The sequence below is a fragment of the Desulfosporosinus burensis genome, from assembly GCF_054657535.1.
Map to the genome: position 1 here is coordinate 94143 of NZ_BAAHYN010000013.1, position 14902 is coordinate 109044.

20 protein-coding genes and 2 pseudogenes are annotated in these 14902 nt (G+C 40.7%); 2 read left to right on the forward strand and 20 right to left on the reverse strand.

Annotated elements, in window-relative coordinates:
- Positions 1-56: 56 nt before the first annotated feature.
- A complete protein-coding gene (locus tag ACYQ3Q_RS21385; protein WP_459930522.1) occupies positions 57-191 on the reverse strand; it encodes a hypothetical protein in 135 nt (44 codons plus the stop codon).
- 277 nt (positions 192-468) lie between these two features.
- Between ACYQ3Q_RS21385 and ACYQ3Q_RS21390 the strand changes: the two genes are divergently transcribed.
- Complete coding sequence (locus ACYQ3Q_RS21390; protein WP_459930523.1) at positions 469-672, forward strand: hypothetical protein; 204 nt, start codon at positions 469-471, stop codon at positions 670-672.
- A 325-nt stretch (positions 673-997) separates the two neighbouring features.
- On the opposite strand, the gene ACYQ3Q_RS21395 is transcribed toward ACYQ3Q_RS21390, so the two are convergent.
- The 19 genes and pseudogenes from ACYQ3Q_RS21395 to ACYQ3Q_RS21485 form a co-directional block, all read right to left on the reverse strand.
- Positions 998-2656 (reverse strand): DUF5301 domain-containing protein, encoded by a 1659-nt coding sequence (locus tag ACYQ3Q_RS21395; protein WP_459930524.1) that lies wholly within the window; start codon positions 2654-2656, stop codon positions 998-1000.
- A 2-nt stretch (positions 2657-2658) separates the two neighbouring features.
- On the reverse strand, positions 2659-3021 hold the full coding sequence (locus ACYQ3Q_RS21400; RefSeq protein WP_459930525.1) for a BlaI/MecI/CopY family transcriptional regulator: 363 nt from the start codon (positions 3019-3021) through the stop codon (positions 2659-2661).
- A gap of 261 nt (positions 3022-3282) precedes the next feature.
- Positions 3283-3641 (reverse strand): annotated as a pseudogene (locus ACYQ3Q_RS21405) (DUF3102 domain-containing protein); the annotation flags it as partial.
- 154 nt (positions 3642-3795) lie between these two features.
- Entirely contained in the window at positions 3796-4140 is a 345-nt protein-coding gene (locus tag ACYQ3Q_RS21410; RefSeq protein WP_459930526.1) for a type II toxin-antitoxin system HicB family antitoxin, read from the reverse strand.
- Between the two features lie 14 nt (positions 4141-4154).
- Entirely contained in the window at positions 4155-4376 is a 222-nt protein-coding gene (locus tag ACYQ3Q_RS21415; RefSeq protein WP_459930527.1) for a type II toxin-antitoxin system HicA family toxin, read from the reverse strand.
- A 313-nt stretch (positions 4377-4689) separates the two neighbouring features.
- Positions 4690-5088 (reverse strand): SbcC/MukB-like Walker B domain-containing protein, encoded by a 399-nt coding sequence (locus ACYQ3Q_RS21420; RefSeq protein WP_459930528.1) that lies wholly within the window; start codon positions 5086-5088, stop codon positions 4690-4692.
- The gene (locus ACYQ3Q_RS21425; protein WP_459930529.1) at positions 5030-5452 is read right to left on the reverse strand and encodes a metallophosphoesterase family protein; all 423 of its coding nucleotides are present in this window, start codon (positions 5450-5452) and stop codon (positions 5030-5032) included. Before ACYQ3Q_RS21425 ends, ACYQ3Q_RS21420 begins: the two co-directional genes overlap by 59 nt.
- 63 nt (positions 5453-5515) lie before the next feature.
- Positions 5516-5884 (reverse strand): ASCH domain-containing protein, encoded by a 369-nt coding sequence (locus ACYQ3Q_RS21430; protein WP_459930530.1) that lies wholly within the window; start codon positions 5882-5884, stop codon positions 5516-5518.
- A complete protein-coding gene (locus ACYQ3Q_RS21435) occupies positions 5859-6164 on the reverse strand; it encodes a hypothetical protein (protein ID WP_459930531.1) in 306 nt (101 codons plus the stop codon). Before ACYQ3Q_RS21435 ends, ACYQ3Q_RS21430 begins: the two co-directional genes overlap by 26 nt.
- Positions 6165-6233: 69 nt before the next feature.
- Complete coding sequence (locus tag ACYQ3Q_RS21440) at positions 6234-6653, reverse strand: hypothetical protein (RefSeq protein ID WP_459930532.1); 420 nt, start codon at positions 6651-6653, stop codon at positions 6234-6236.
- The gene (locus ACYQ3Q_RS21445; protein ID WP_459930533.1) at positions 6604-6933 is read right to left on the reverse strand and encodes a hypothetical protein; all 330 of its coding nucleotides are present in this window, start codon (positions 6931-6933) and stop codon (positions 6604-6606) included. The genes ACYQ3Q_RS21440 and ACYQ3Q_RS21445 overlap by 50 nt, the downstream gene beginning before the upstream one ends.
- Positions 6934-7597: 664 nt before the next feature.
- Entirely contained in the window at positions 7598-7867 is a 270-nt protein-coding gene (locus ACYQ3Q_RS21450; protein WP_459930534.1) for an N-6 DNA methylase, read from the reverse strand.
- A 194-nt stretch (positions 7868-8061) separates the two neighbouring features.
- The gene (pdxS, locus tag ACYQ3Q_RS21455) at positions 8062-8946 is read right to left on the reverse strand and encodes a pyridoxal 5'-phosphate synthase lyase subunit PdxS (RefSeq protein ID WP_459930535.1); all 885 of its coding nucleotides are present in this window, start codon (positions 8944-8946) and stop codon (positions 8062-8064) included.
- Positions 8947-9167: 221 nt separating this feature from the next.
- Positions 9168-10607 (reverse strand): Na+/H+ antiporter NhaC family protein, encoded by a 1440-nt coding sequence (locus ACYQ3Q_RS21460; protein ID WP_459930536.1) that lies wholly within the window; start codon positions 10605-10607, stop codon positions 9168-9170.
- A gap of 113 nt (positions 10608-10720) precedes the next feature.
- The gene (cuyA, locus tag ACYQ3Q_RS21465) at positions 10721-11737 is read right to left on the reverse strand and encodes a D-cysteate sulfo-lyase (RefSeq protein ID WP_459930537.1); all 1017 of its coding nucleotides are present in this window, start codon (positions 11735-11737) and stop codon (positions 10721-10723) included.
- Positions 11738-12010: 273 nt separating this feature from the next.
- Positions 12011-12673, reverse strand: coding sequence for a helix-turn-helix transcriptional regulator (locus ACYQ3Q_RS21470; protein WP_459930538.1), 663 nt, complete (start codon positions 12671-12673; stop codon positions 12011-12013).
- A 301-nt stretch (positions 12674-12974) separates the two neighbouring features.
- Positions 12975-13592 carry a recombinase zinc ribbon domain-containing protein gene (locus ACYQ3Q_RS21475; protein ID WP_459930539.1) on the reverse strand — a complete coding sequence of 206 codons (618 nt, stop codon included), beginning with the start codon at positions 13590-13592 and terminating at the stop codon, positions 12975-12977.
- 81 nt (positions 13593-13673) lie between these two features.
- A pseudogene (locus ACYQ3Q_RS21480) lies at positions 13674-13814 on the reverse strand (hypothetical protein); the annotation flags it as partial.
- A 547-nt stretch (positions 13815-14361) separates the two neighbouring features.
- On the reverse strand, positions 14362-14547 hold the full coding sequence (locus ACYQ3Q_RS21485; protein WP_459930540.1) for a DUF4275 family protein: 186 nt from the start codon (positions 14545-14547) through the stop codon (positions 14362-14364).
- A 65-nt stretch (positions 14548-14612) separates the two neighbouring features.
- Between ACYQ3Q_RS21485 and ACYQ3Q_RS21490 the strand changes: the two genes are divergently transcribed.
- Positions 14613-14900 (forward strand): transposase, encoded by a 288-nt coding sequence (locus ACYQ3Q_RS21490; protein ID WP_459927235.1) that lies wholly within the window; start codon positions 14613-14615, stop codon positions 14898-14900.
- Positions 14901-14902: the final 2 nt, after the last annotated feature.

The following is a 14902-nucleotide window of genomic DNA, read 5'->3' on the forward strand; positions in this document are numbered from 1 at the left end:
AAAGGAAGGGGCTGTCGCAGTAAGACAGCCCCTTCCTTTTGGGCAAGCATTTAATTTTAAGGTCTATCCACTCCAAGGTACTCCTTAATGGCTGCCTGGGTAATCTGTGAAAAGTTCACTCCTTGTTTTTCAGCAAGCTCCTTTAACCAAGCCGGTAACGTTATATTTGTCTTTACGGACCGATTATCCATCTCATTCTTATACGCAGTTTTTCTATCTCGCGAACAATAACTGTCGTCGGGCTATATAAGCCAAGCACATACTGCCGGTATTTACGCGCCGTGGCGGTGGATGCCGCTTTTTCCGGTGAGGACATACCCGAAGTGTCTTGTTTATGAGAAAAATATGCACGAAAATTAGATGCTTATGCTAATAATTTACATTATTCTACAACCATATGACTATCCCCTTCTAAGTTGGCAAAACTAGCCATATAGTGTTGAAACAGTATTTGGAAGGTGATATGATATGGACGAAGAGGAAGAGACGTTGTCAAACGAGGAGGACGAGAACATGAACGGTGCTGTAAAAGACCAGGGATATAGAAAAACATCACTGTCATCACAAAAACTAAAGGAAATCTCTGTTCGCCCAGTGACAATTAAAGATGGGAAATTTCTGTTCGATAGAAAGAATAAAGACCACAGGTATATTGTAAACGAGGGAGAATAAGAGGTTTCAAATACATTGGTTTAGTTTAGGCGATGTTTTTTATTTTGATGTTGGGTTCGACGATACACCAGAGGAATCCAAGAGAAGACCCGCCATAATTATGATTCAAGAAGGCGAAGACCTTTTCATATTAGTATCTACTACAAGTGTCCCTCCGAATGATCCTCCAAAATATTTCGATCAATACAAAATACCGATTTTTAATTGGCGAAGATCAGGGTTTTCAAGACCTTCATGGGGTCTTTGATAGTCACTATAGTGCGTAAGGATTTTATCAGAAAGCCCGTTAATTTTTATGCCGGATACCGGCATCACACAAAAGTCTTTAATAGAAGGTCCAAACTCTGAACCATCCCTTGTGTAGTGGGGAAGACATAATCACAGTTAAACGGTCTTCTACAAGACTCCCAATTTCTGAAGATTTTTCAGAGTTCTTCTCTTGGTTAGGTATTTCAGCAAACTCTAGAGCACCTTTATAAACCTCTTCGGAAAGTTCATTGATAAACTGATAAGGCAGCTCACAATAATAGCTTCCGTTTTCTTCATAGATGTAATATCCTATCTTGCCAAACTTTAACACCTTGTAATCGACTCCAACCGGAATATCTTGTACGCTTTGTTTCGTCGTCCTTTTTCCGTCTGCGATTGCCTGAACAACAGCTTCTGGTAACCCGTAACTGCGTATAGCCCATAAGCTATATATTTCCTGATAATCCTCTTTATGAATCGAATAATATTGATAATTACCGTCATATAAAATCATGGCAAGTTCGGGCTCTGATTCGTAAAAACGCACTTGATGACCAACACCGTGGTTGATATAGATAGTTATGGTTGGGGTAAGTTCAAAAGGAGAAGCGACACTTTTTTCTTTCCAGTCATTAGACACTCCATTAAGCCATTTACCAAACTCCTCTCCAGAAATAATGGAAGCGCCGCGACCATGTGCTCGAATCATAAGGCCTTCCTGCTCTACCGCGGCTAATGAAGCAGTATTATGTACGTTTAAATACGATAAATCAGGATCAGCGCTTTTGGGATTAGCCATCAGTCCAACCGAGATCACTAAAATCACGACCCCAGCCAAGAGTACTACCCCAAAGACTGGTCGCTTGTAGTTCAGCACATTTTTGATCCGACTTTTAGTATTGCTCTCCCCAAAGGCCAGGAGACTTCCACCAATTATGTTCCTCTTCGCAGCAACTGATAGCAGCGAGCTGCTATAATCCTTTTTAAGGTTTGTGCCAAGTTCCTTTATAACACGTTCATCACACGACATCTCCATATCTTTGGTCATTAAGATAAAGCTAAGCCAGACAAGAGGGTTGAACCAGTGGATGCACAGCACCAGAAAGGCCAAGGGTTTCATTAAATAATCAAAACGTCTAATATGAATCTCCTCGTGCTTTAAGATATAACCTCTCTCGGCTTCGCTAAAACCCAAGGGCAAATATATTCGTGGCTTGATGATTCCCAGTACAAACGGGAACTGGATCCCTTCGCACTCATAGATATTGTCTTTTATACGAATAGCCGTTCCGACCTTTCTTTTTAGCAAGAGATACGACACCACACTGTAAACCAGCAGAGAAAGAATACCTAACACCCAGAGTACAGAAATAATGAATAGGATGATCTGTATGGGATTTGCACTCGCAGCTGGATTTGCAGCAGGCAGTGAGCTATTGATAACTTGGTTAACATTATATAATCCAACGTTGACTTTTAGCTGTGTCATCATGGCAATATCAGCAGGAATATGTTCCATATTATTTGTCTTTAAAAAGCCTAAAAAGCTCAGAGTGGAGGAAAAGGAAACTGGGCAAATCAGACGGAATAACACCACTGCCCAGAGGCTGTAGGAAAAAATCTTGGGGGCTTTTTTTAGTAGTAACCGAGCAAGCAAGACAAATAAAATCACATAGCTTGCAGTGATACTCATATTTAAAACAGTTAGAAATGAATCAACTAGAACTTGTTCCATCCCTACTCCTCCTTGTAGCTGTCTATCAGCTTTTTAAGGTCGTCAGCCTCCTGCTTACTTAACTTCTTATCATTCATAAAGGCTGTAATAAATTGTGGTAAAGAGCCCCCAAAGGTGCGATTAATAAACTGCTTGCTTTCAAACCTCTGCACCTGTTCTTGCTTAACAAGTGCAGTCACCTTGGCATTTTCATTGTTTACAACCCCTCGTTCACAAAGCTTTTTCAAAACGGTATAGGTAGTGGACTTTTTCCAGCCCAGCTGTTGTTCACAAAGAGTCACAAGCTCGCCAGAGCCAAGAGGTTCGTTCTCCCATACGATGGTCGCCAAGCGGTATTCACTTTCACACAGTTTAAGCTGTTCCATTTCATAACATCTCCCGCTGGGTCTATAAAGATAGACTGAATTTGCTATCAGTCTATTTTTATAGACCTTACTTGTCAATACTTTTGTTCACCCCGATTGGCAGCTGGGTTTCGGTACTCCTAGTCAGTGCCCGTAGGCGCGTATAAACGACCGGATTGGTTCAACATAGCCCCGATCATAATTTGCCATTTAATTGCCACAAAACTATTACAAGCCACCGCCTGTGAAGGGTGGCTTGTTGTTTTTACTTCTTTAATCACCATCAATCTCCGCCCTGAACTGCGCCTGTTCTTCCTCCGGGACTCCTAAGAGGATAAAAGCCTGGGTATAATTCAAATTCGGTAGCCCTTGCGCCTGGGCGCCGGCGTCGGGGATGTGGGCTGTTGGGTCCCGTAGGCATCGAAGATGCGCATCAGTTTCTCGGCCGTTTTCTGGGAATAGCTGAACGACTCCTCCAGCCACTTGCCCCATTCCCCATAGGGAAGCAGGTCCTTGGCCTCCTTCAGGCGGCGTGCGATCTCAACGGCCCCGGCAAGGAGGATTTTGCCGGTCTGGTGTCTGATCGTATTAATTTCAGCCGCAATGACGGGCGGCGTGCGATCCTTGATCAAATCATTCATAATAGTGCCTGTCCTTTCTGTTGCTTTATTCACAGAATATGTGGTCAGGCTCAGGAGTGTGATAAACCTTCTATAAAGGCCTGTCCCGGATTCGAATGGGCATTCGCATCCGGGACAGGCAGGGCCGGGGGCTAAAAGAGTTTTTGGTTACACGTTAATTGCTTAACTTATAAAGAGTATACTGATTCAGGGATACGCCTTCTTTTTCAGCTTCCATAGCTAGACGGGCGTGAAGGGATTTAGGCAGCCTGATCACAAATTTACCGCTGAACTTATCGCTGTCCAACGGAGCAGGAACCGGAAAACCATTTGCCAATTTTGTTTCAATCCAGCCTTCCATGGCTTCCATCAGGTTGCCATAGGCTTCCTGAAAAGTATCCCCGGTGCTTTGGCAGCCGTCAAACTCCAGCACCGAGGCGTAAAAATAGGAACCGCTTTCATCCGTAACCGGCTTTATCACATAATTGTACGGAAGTTTCATATATTCCTGAACGTTCATTCTGCATGCCTCCTTCAAGATATCCGGCTTAAAATATCTTTGACATAGACTGCCTTTAACGGGTTTTCGTCTTTTATCGTAATAACATCGCCGCTCGCGTTAATATAGTGCCTGTGGGAGCCCTTTTGACGGTCCAATCGATATCCGCAGGCGGTCAGAACTTTGTCGGCTTCCGACATTCGAATACCATTCGGTTGCCGCTTCATTTTCTCGATTATCTTTTCCACACCCGCCACTAAGTATCACCCTCCCACAATATTATAGTATCATATATAGTACTATGTGCCAATAGTTGACTGTAATTCTTTTCAAATTATCAAACATAAAGAGTTTTTGGGAATTCCCAAACTCTGCGAACTCAAATCTCTTACTTTATTCACAGAATATGTGGTCAGGCAAATATCGGAATTTAATATCACTTAACTAATTTAATGGTACTTCCGGCAATATCTTTTTGGATTAGAATCTTTTTATCGATCCGATCTTTCAGCTCACTGACGTGGGAAATAATACCGACAAGCCTGTTTTCGGCCGTTAATCCATGAAGTGTTACGATGGCCTGTTCCAGTGATTCGCATCCAGAGCACTAAAACCCTCATCGATAAACATAGTATCGATTTCCACGCCCCCGGCATAGCTCTGGATGACATCGGATAGTCCTAAAGCCAGAGCGAGGGATGCCTTAAATGACTCTCCGCCTGACAGGGATTTAACAGTGCGGACTTTCCCGGTGTAATTGTCCAGGACATCCAGATCAAGACCTGACTGCGATCGGTTGTCCGTGGCATTCTCCTTACGCAGGAGTTCATAGCGCGAATTGGTCATGATCGCCAGCCTTTTGTTGGCTTCCGCGATAATTTGGTTAAAGTAGGAAGCCTGGACGAATTGTTCAAAGGCCAATTTTTGTTGGCCGGCAAGTTCTCCATTGGCCGTTTTGGATAAATTCATAATCACCAGATACTCTTTTTCCAAGCGGCGCGTTTCCGTGTCGGCTTTTGTAATATTCTGGGCAATCGTATCGTTGTTCTGGAGTCTGGCCGCTATTGCGTTCGGGAGAATCATGGTTACCGCTGACGATGAATATTTGCACTTGACGGGCTACAAGCTCTGTCAGAAAATCATCAAGGACTTCCACCGCTTCCCCTGCCGGCACGCTCTTATCGTAGACATCTCCGGCTATCAGAATACCAGTAGGCTTAACTTCATCCACCAGACGTAAGATATCCTGTAATATATATTTTTGATCTTCCAGCATGCTGAATTCGTTAACGCGCTTGCCGATGTGCAGGTCGGCAATGTGTAGGAATTTCATGGGGCTAGGCTCCTTCACTAAATTAGGCAATTCTAACAATTATCGAATATTTTGTGCTATCCTTCAAATATATACAAACGACTGCGGTGCAAAGCTGATCCCAAAATCCGAAAGTTTTAGGGGTTCCAGGTATCTATTTACCTTACCTAACTTGTAAGCTATAGCTTTTTCTTTATGCTCAAAATATTGATCATAAAACCTTTTGGTAATGCCTGAAAATTCGGCAGTTATGTCCCAAACCTTATCAGGGGTATCTTCGATTACCCCAAGTACTTCCACGTCGCCGACTACACGCATGACCGGCGAGGTGGAATAAATGACAATCTTATCCACATCGGACTTACACTTGATTTTCCGGAACTCAAACTGTTTACTGCCATTGAATATGTTTTCGACATGCTCCGGATTAACCGATAATAACATTTTGCACATCTATGTCACCCATCTCCAGTATTTTTATGAATTGATCCTTATTGAAATCTAATTGATAAGAATGAGAAGTAAACAAGCCTTGATCATTTAAATCCTTATGAATAACATTATGTCCTTTGCCAAAATAACCATTATATACTAATTCCATCATTACAATATTATTCTGGTTCTCATATGTAACCGTTAATTCCTCTGGAGAAAAAACCGTTTTATTCCCGGCATTTTTTATGAAGTCAATAAGACTTATAGCGGCTTTGCCATTGCTTTTGATTACTTCCATCTTGGTTATTGTGCAATAAGATGTAACTGCTGACTTATAGGTTTTCCCCGTATCGCCTTCATATATCCGTTAAATATAAACCGGTTCACCAATTTCATAATGCATCGCTGTAAAAGGAGAAGCTATGTAAACCTTCGTAACCCCATTGCCAGCTGTTTCTTCTTCAATTTCACGTTTCTTGATTTTTAGCTCAGAATACGGAAAAAGTCGATCATGGTATCTCTCATAAATCGGAATTAATCCTGCCTTGCTAAAATCTGAACGAATAAACGGAAAAGATTTATAAGGGTCGCTGTAATCAATTTTACTACGACTTTTTAAATATATACACTCACCACGCCGGTTTGTTCCTATACATTTAAAACCAAATCTTTCAAAAAGGTTGATTAGTTCGGAATGATTTTTAAAAACTGTAACATAGATTTCCTCAGCCCTATCTTCACGCCATTTCCAGAGAGAAACCCCTAAGGCTCCCTCTCCAAGCCGCATACCCCGATAGCGGTTCAGCCAAACGTAATGTACCAATTTTAACACGTGGTATAGCGGGACGAATTGTTGAATCCGAAAGCGTAATAGCTTCATTTTCCCGTTTCAAATAAATAAAAGCACCCACACATTGTTCATCATGAAAAACGAGCGTACTCTCCCCAGCATCGCTCTTTCTTTTAAACCAGTCCGGAAATTCCTCGTAATCGGCCTTGAGAGAACCAAAAAAGCAGTCATCCAGGTCTACCTCTGAAAACTTGTGCCATTCAAACTTTCCAGCCATTCTCCTACCTCCACTCTATCACTTTAGGCATTACAATAGATGTAGTCAGGGCCTTCTTTTTGGAACGTATGTTCTATTGCGATTTTATACCATTGATAGATAAATTGCAAGGACTGGTGTTAATTATCTTTGAGCTATGATTCAAATAAACCTGATAGAATATTCACCGAAACAGCTTCCTCTTCTACTTTAATGAAGAATGATGTATATCCACCAGTTGTCCCTTTTCTTTAAATTGCATGAACAAAGAGTTGTGATACTTAGGTGATAACTTAACTTGCAATAACCGGAATAACTTCTCATCATGGGTTGTAAAAATGATTTGCCAGTCATTTTGAACGCATAGGATGCGTAGTAAATCAGAAAACGCTACAGTGTTAATATCATCAAAGCTGCTGATAGGATCATCTAATATCAGGGTCTGCGAATCAAGCCCTGAATTTGATAAGGCATTGCTGAGAAAAATGCACAGAGAAATAGTATTGAGCTGAGCTGTACTAAAAATTAACTCTGGGAGCACAATTGAATCATTCGCTCCTCTCCCATGAGCATTGATATATAACCTAAATCATTGATAGGGTTGTCTTAGGTTGTGGGGGATATCAACTCCGGGGGGTATAAGATTTGTTGTGAACTTCTGTCCCGACGCCCCCATTAAACCCATCTAAAGTGACATTCGGCGCTCTGCGTTACCACGAAATAAAACACCATGAGGTAGAATAATTGCTCCCTTCCCCTTTTGCGGCTTCAAAGAATGAATAAAATGGATAAGCCATGCATAGTCACCATTTTTGTCTGGTGGAACAGAAGTGTATCCGGGGTGTATCGCATGAAAGAATAGGTTGGCAGGCAGCCCGATAATGCCCTTGATAATCTTTTTGTTAATTATTTCTTTCCTAATAACAGCTGTGGTAGAGGCTAAAGTGCTGTTCAATTATGAACATTTTCACCGAGTATATAGAACCTAGATGTTCGATATGTCCGATGAGTACTTTATCAAGCATGGCATTGAGAAAGCAGAGTCGAAATTACTCATGAATCATTGTGCATAAAACCAAAGTAAGAAAAACTCCTCATTCCCATAGGAACGAGAAGTTTTTTTGCGTTACCACATTAAAACTCTCTTACTTACCAACCACGATCCTGCATTCTATCATTTATTGCAATATTACTAATTTCTATACCAGGCATTGCATCTCCTAAGTCAGTAGATATTTCTGCTAGTATTTTAGGATCATTATAGTGTGTCGTTGCTGCCACTATGGCTTTTGCTCTCACCACTGGATCCTTAGATTTAAATATGCCAGAACCTACAAAAATACCGTCACACCCTAATTGCATCATTAAAGCCGCGTCTGCTGGTGTAGCTATACCTCCTGCAGCGAAGTTTACTACGGGTAAATGACCCAAATCTGCCACTTTCTTTACAAGTTCGTACGGTGCACCCATTTCTTTAGCTGCTGTCATGAGTTGCTCTCTTGACATATTATGAATATGACGAATTTCACCCATCACTTTACGAATATGACGTACAGCTTCTACAACATTACCTGTTCCTGGTTCTCCTTTAGTTCGGATCATTGCTGCACCTTCTCCAATCCGACGCAGCGCTTCACCTAAATTACGAGCACCACAAACAAAAGGCACTTGAAATCGATGTTTATCCATGTGGTATTCCTCATCCGCTGGGGTTAATACTTCACTTTCATCAATATAGTCAGCACCCAATGCTTCTAAAATTTGTGCTTCTACAAAATGTCCAATGCGGGCTTTAGCCATAACCGGAATGCTTACTACTTCCATAATTCCCTTTATAATTGTTGGGTCTGCCATTCTGGCTACTCCTCCAGCCGCCCTAATATCTGAAGGAACTCTCTCCAGTGCCATTACTGCGCATGCACCTGCTTCTTCAGCTATCTTAGCCTGCTCAGGAGTAGTTACATCCATAATTACTCCACCTTTTAACATTTGTGCTAGACCTGTATTCACTGTCCATTTACTATTTTCCGTCATGACCCTAACCCCAATCTAAATCTATTCATTAACGATAAACCAAGATCTTTTCATTACTACTCTTAAGCGTAGGATAGCAAACCACCTAACTTTTCTGTTAAGTAGTTGCCTACCTATTCATCACCGGACGGCTCTTTTCATGCTTCTTGTAAGTTTTTTCTCGCTTATATTAAAGGTACTGAGAAATTACCATTTTTGTAGAAGTTGAACTGCTTACAAAATTAAGATTTCATCTTAGTTGAATCAGCAACTTGATCAAATTTACGATTCCATCCCGTCATTACGGAGAATATTAGCACTGCCAACAAGGCCCAGTTATATGGATTCAGTAAGGCTGACCAAATAGATGGCAATGGAAGGTTATAAGTTTGTGCTGCTGCAGCCATGGCGCCATACCAGACGATGACAGCAATATGCCAAGGCAGGATAAAGAAAATCGTACATACTGAACAGTCCATTAAATTAGCCCTTCTTGCAGGAGCAAGGTTAAACTTTTTGCCCATAGGTTTTACAAAGGTTGGTCCTACAAGCAATTCAGCCGGTGCATTTGCTGCAATTGGAATAGAGGCCAAAATAGTTACAAATATTATTGACAATTCTGCCTGTCTCACCGTTTTTGCGATTGTTTTCTCAGCAAATTTCAAGATCCGGTTCATAACTCCACTTTCGATTAGTACCTGAGTTATTGCAAGCACAAGGAGCGCAAAAATTATTGCCCCTGTTACACCGGAAATCCCCTGTTCAATTAGGCCTGTTGATTCTCCTCGTTTAGCAGGGATATGAAATAGGGTAGAAATTTGAACTTTACCAATCAATATACCAAAGAAAGCCGCACTAACGTTACCCCAAATCAAAGATTCTATGATATGTCTTCCTTTTAAAGCAAGGGCTACAACAATTCCCAAACTAATCAACATCACAAGACCACGGGGGTCAACTTTTGCAGCTATTTCAGGTAAGCTAGCCACAGTACCGCCGCCACCGAATATCAAAAGGATTATTCCCGAGATGATAGCAGCAGCCATCGCGAGAGGAAAACGACTACGAACAACATCTTTCATGGTGGCCTCTTGAGTATAAGCCGATACGATAGTTGTGTCCGATATAGGTGCCAAATTATCTCCAAAGGCAGCACCTGCTAAAATTCCAACGCCCAACATAGCTGGATCAGCACCCAGGAATACTCCCGCTGGATACATTACCGGGACAAGAGACAGAACTGTACCTGTGCTTGAACCTGTTCCAAGTGCAAATAGGCAAGCGGCAATAAATGCGATTAATGTAAAAACTGATCCTGTTGCTCCGGCTTTCGTCCCAAACCAAAGTAATCCTTCTACTAAACCACCAGCTACCATTAATTTACCAAAAACTCCTGCAAACAACCATGCAGTTATTATAACGATACCATTTTTATCGCCTAATCCACGGAGCACTGATTGACTATATTCAAACTTATTTTTGGCTAGCATTAACCCTGCCACTATGGCCAGCCAACCACCAGCCCAGAAAGCTTGCGTTCCACCACGTTCAAAAACGGAAAGCCATACTAAGATACCAACCAACACAAATAATGGAATTAAACCGCCTAAAATTCCACCATACATATCAAGCTTTTTGCTTGAATCAAACTCGAAATAGCCATCTTTATCTGGTGTCGACATTTTTTCCCCTCCTCCTTGTTATTTCTTTTTATTGAATAAATAATTCCATTTATTACAATTATTTTAACTTAAGAGTTAGTCCAATAAAGCTACTATAAGTTGATTGACTAACTCTAATTTTGCAAAATATTATCCGCCAGAATAGTTGGAATATAGGCATATAGAGCTGGGGATCCACCAGTATGGATAAATAGTACATTATCATCCTTTTTAAAATAGCCTTTTCGGATCAACCCGATGAGTCCAGACATAGCTTTACCGGTGTATACAGGATCCAGTAATACCCCTTCCGTTCTTGCTAGAAGCTGCACCGCCTCGACCATTTCAGATGTCGGCACAGAGTAACCAGCACCCACATAGTCATCAAGTACATTAACTGCTTCCCGAGGAATTTCTCCATTCAATCCTACATGAGCTGCAGTTCTCTTCGCAAGATCAAAGATCATGTTCTCTTGGGCTTCTTTCGCAGCCCTAACACTTACCCCGATAATTGGAATGTTAGCATTACTTCCATAAAGTCCCACTAGTAATCCACTATGGGTTCCACCACTTCCGCTTGTACTTACGATATAATCAAGATTTAGTCCCATATCGAAGGTTTGTTGCAATATCTCTTGAGCACAAGCAACATAGCCGGTCGAGCCTATTACATTTGAACCACCGCCAGGAATGATATAACCTTTTCTTCCCTCAGCAGCTAACTCGGCCATAACTTCCTGCATCATTCCCGTCAAATCTGACCCCAAGGTGGCTACTTTAATTGTTTCTACTCCTAGTAATCTGAATAAGTAGTTATTACCACTCGCATCTGGATTGTAACTGTCCTTGACTCTCTCTTCCAACACGAGCCTACACTTCAGCCCTTCCTTCACGGCAGCTGCCAATGTCAGTCGGCAATGATTGGACTGAACTGCACCACAGGTAATTAATGTATCCGCACCTTGGGCTAAAGCGTCTGCTACTAGGAATTCCAGTTTTCTGGTCTTATTACCACCTGCGGTAAGACCCAACAGGTCATCTCTTTTTATATAGATATTAGGCCCACCGAGTGCTTTACTAAAATTAGGCAAGAACTCTAATGGGGTTTCTCCCTGGGTGTACCGTCTACGTGGAAATTTAGCAAGATTCATAAATAATTCCCCTCTCATTGTTGTTAAGGTAAATTAAGCATCTAAATAATCAATGCGTGTTATTACCTTTAATAATTTATTCTACAACAATTTTAAAAGTCCTCTTTTTTTATTAAAAAATTTTAATAAAAAAAGAGGACTTTATCTTATTAAATTAAGTAGTTGAGTCGAATTCCTCTCTAATTGCATTTTCTTGTGTTTACAAACTCCCATGTCGGTCACCAAAAAACGCCTCTCTCAAAAGAAAGAGGCGTAAGCAATGACCTTTACAGTCTAATTATTATTATCTCTTGACCGTTGTTGTTCTAAGTAATTATATATTGTGTACCTGGAAACGCCTAACACTAAGGCAACTCGGTCCACTGCACCTTTGACAAGGAATATCTTCTTCGAGTCTAACTCGTATACCACTCTCATTTTATCTTCTTTAGAAATGGAACCATCTGATATTGACATAGAGCTAATCACCTGATCAATTAAGGTATCCACAATTTCAATAACATCCGGGGCTGAGAATTCCTGACTATCGACATCATTCTGCAAAGAGCCCTGAACTGTTGTAATTTGCTCTAGATAGCTCTTATAGTTCACCTGTTCAGTAATATCGTATTTCATACAGAAACAACCTATAATCTTGTTTTTATCGTTTCTCATATAAATTGTATTAGATTTTAAAATTCGTCCGTCTTTGGTAATTGTTTTATACCCAACTAAATCCAAGACGCTATCTGGATAGGTTCTCAGGCTTTTAGGAATTATCATCGTTTCCGGATTTCCCTGTCGATTGGTTACGTTTCCAGCAGTGTGAATAATCGTGGATTCCGGCGTACTAATACTGAACTCATGAATAGAAACTTCAAAATCCTTTCCAAGCATCTTTACTATTCCATCAGCAATTGGAATTAACTTCGTTAACTCAGTGTTTTTTTCAACCATTTTTCAGTGCCCACTTCCTCTTCTCTTGACTTGTAACTATTCTACCGCATACACAAAAGGGCACAATCCTCAAACAAGGTTGTGCTCCATTCTCTTCAATAATAGTGAATAACACTCGTACGTCGGCATTCTCTATGGCCTTAGATTCTATATGTCTGATCCCTTGTTACTTTCCGAGCCTTCATTTTCAATTTTAATCTATCATGGAAAAGGCTTAGAGTCAAACGCTAGTGCTTAAGGATGTAACAATATATGATAACTAAAGCCGGGTGCACATTTAAAGAGGCAAACCCTTCACTATCTAGGACAGGTTTCTTGCGAGTAATGTATAAATGGCTATGACAGAAACTAGAAAATCGTAATCTTCAAGCAGCGAATCCCTGCTATTTATCGCCTCTAGGATTTCATCAAACCTTTGTTTCAACCCATCCTTTGATTCGATTACCTTATCATGCTCCAACCTTTTCTTCCGTACTTCCTCCAATTCTCCAGATATGCTTTTGTACTCCTCATTATAGACCTCAGGATCGACGTTATTATTCACCTGAAACCGGATGAGCCTCTTCAACTCATTTTTCAATTCCTCAATCCGATTATCCAAGGCTTCAGTCTCTTTTATGTTCGGCCTTTGCAAAATAATCATTTCAATATTGGCTGTCATCGTCTTGGTAAAGTTCTGCCTATCTTCGTAGATTCTGTTGAACATCCGGACAAAGGCTTCCATTAATACATTCTCTTCGACGGCCTTGGCACCACAAGCATCCTTGCCATCAACAATGTAGGTTTTGCACTGCCACACAATTTTCTTTGATGTATTGGTGCTGTTCCAATGCCTTCGTTTAAAAATGTTCCCACAGTGTCCACAAAACACTTTAGCACTGAAAGGATACTTGCTGGAATATTTATGCCTATCACCCACCAGATTCCCCTTGAGCAACGCTCTACGTTCCTTCTCATCTTGAACCTTATCAAATATCTCTTTTGAGATGATCGGCTGGTGGTTTTCTTCAATATAATATTTCGGAGCCTGCCCCTTATTTTCTACTCGTTTATGTTTTAAAAAATCAACGGTGATCGTCTTTTGTAGAAGAACGTCACCGCAATACTTCTCATTATACTTACAAGCAACAATACCCGGAATTTAAGTAACGCCCTGCGGAGAAGATGTCTATATTTATACTTGGATTACCCGAATGAGCAAAGGGAGCTGGAAATTCTGAGACTTCATTTTCCTGCTCTTAAGGTTTCCTTGGGAAAACAAGTCGTAACCTTTGTAAGAAGTTTAAGGCTTGAAAAACTAAAAAAGCACCCAAGTATCAGTGAAGTTATTGATTGAGTCAGCATTCTGGATCATATGGTATTGAAGAGCTTTCTACTGCTCTGATCATCGATACACTTAATATTCTTTTAAAGTTCAAGGAAGATTGTGAAAAAATTATTGATAAATTGAACCAAAAGGACTGGTTTAGTGGAATATGGGAGCGAAGTTCTGTCTCAAATTAAAGAGAATGCTAGGGCTCTATATTGGCTTAATCCAATGAATGAAGACTTATGGTACAGTGGTGATTGTGTTATGGAGCAATACATAAAAGACTGTACCGCTGCCTATCATTGTTCAAATTTAAAACAATTAGAACTGTTTGTTGAGAATGTCTTTTATTCTTATGTATCTTCTTCATAGATTTGACTCAACTATGACTTGTGCAAAAATAAGGACCTAGCCACCCATCTTCATGCGTTTGGACAAATGTCCAATTAAAGCCTTTATCAGTAATATATATATCCGCTGTTTCAAAATCGGTTATAAATATGTTCATATCATCAAAAATAAATTCCCTAGTATTATTATCAATTAAATATTGGAGTAGTATCATTTTAGTTAAGTCAGAAAACTCGTAATTCTGGTAAGAATAGGAAAAACGAAAGAAGGTAAATCCAGATGCGAGAATACGACAAAGACTTCAAACAAGAGGCCATCAAGTTGTCTTACGAATTAGGGACGACGGCTGCCTCAGAGAAACTGGGGATTCCAGTAACAACGCTATACTCATGGAAAAATCAATCAAAACGGTATGGAGAAGTAAGTTTTGTTGGCAGCGGACATAAACGTATTGACCCAAAAACAGCTGAAACCAAAGCAATGGAAAAGAAGATTAAAGACCTTGAAGCCGCCAATGATATTCTAAAAAGGGCCTTAGGTTTTTTCGCAGAGAGCCAAAAGAAATAGCT

Coding starts and splice junctions, on each gene's coding strand:
- ACYQ3Q_RS21385 (WP_459930522.1), bottom strand. CDS start 191: ATGGATAATCGGTCCGTAAAGACAAATATAACGTTACCGGCTTGGTTA.
- ACYQ3Q_RS21390 (WP_459930523.1), top strand. CDS start 469: ATGGACGAAGAGGAAGAGACGTTGTCAAACGAGGAGGACGAGAACATG.
- ACYQ3Q_RS21395 (WP_459930524.1), bottom strand. CDS start 2,656: ATGGAACAAGTTCTAGTTGATTCATTTCTAACTGTTTTAAATATGAGT.
- ACYQ3Q_RS21400 (WP_459930525.1), bottom strand. CDS start 3,021: ATGGAACAGCTTAAACTGTGTGAAAGTGAATACCGCTTGGCGACCATC.
- ACYQ3Q_RS21410 (WP_459930526.1), bottom strand. CDS start 4,140: ATGAACGTTCAGGAATATATGAAACTTCCGTACAATTATGTGATAAAG.
- ACYQ3Q_RS21420 (WP_459930528.1), bottom strand. CDS start 5,088: ATGAATTTATCCAAAACGGCCAATGGAGAACTTGCCGGCCAACAAAAA.
- ACYQ3Q_RS21425 (WP_459930529.1), bottom strand. CDS start 5,452: ATGAAATTCCTACACATTGCCGACCTGCACATCGGCAAGCGCGTTAAC.
- ACYQ3Q_RS21430 (WP_459930530.1), bottom strand. CDS start 5,884: ATGTGCAAAATGTTATTATCGGTTAATCCGGAGCATGTCGAAAACATA.
- ACYQ3Q_RS21435 (WP_459930531.1), bottom strand. CDS start 6,164: ATGGAAGTAATCAAAAGCAATGGCAAAGCCGCTATAAGTCTTATTGAC.
- ACYQ3Q_RS21440 (WP_459930532.1), bottom strand. CDS start 6,653: ATGCGGCTTGGAGAGGGAGCCTTAGGGGTTTCTCTCTGGAAATGGCGT.
- ACYQ3Q_RS21445 (WP_459930533.1), bottom strand. CDS start 6,933: ATGGCTGGAAAGTTTGAATGGCACAAGTTTTCAGAGGTAGACCTGGAT.
- pdxS (WP_459930535.1), bottom strand. CDS start 8,946: ATGACGGAAAATAGTAAATGGACAGTGAATACAGGTCTAGCACAAATG.
- ACYQ3Q_RS21460 (WP_459930536.1), bottom strand. CDS start 10,607: ATGTCGACACCAGATAAAGATGGCTATTTCGAGTTTGATTCAAGCAAA.
- cuyA (WP_459930537.1), bottom strand. CDS start 11,737: ATGAATCTTGCTAAATTTCCACGTAGACGGTACACCCAGGGAGAAACC.
- ACYQ3Q_RS21470 (WP_459930538.1), bottom strand. CDS start 12,673: ATGGTTGAAAAAAACACTGAGTTAACGAAGTTAATTCCAATTGCTGAT.
- ACYQ3Q_RS21485 (WP_459930540.1), bottom strand. CDS start 14,547: ATGATACTACTCCAATATTTAATTGATAATAATACTAGGGAATTTATT.
- ACYQ3Q_RS21490 (WP_459927235.1), top strand. CDS start 14,613: ATGCGAGAATACGACAAAGACTTCAAACAAGAGGCCATCAAGTTGTCT.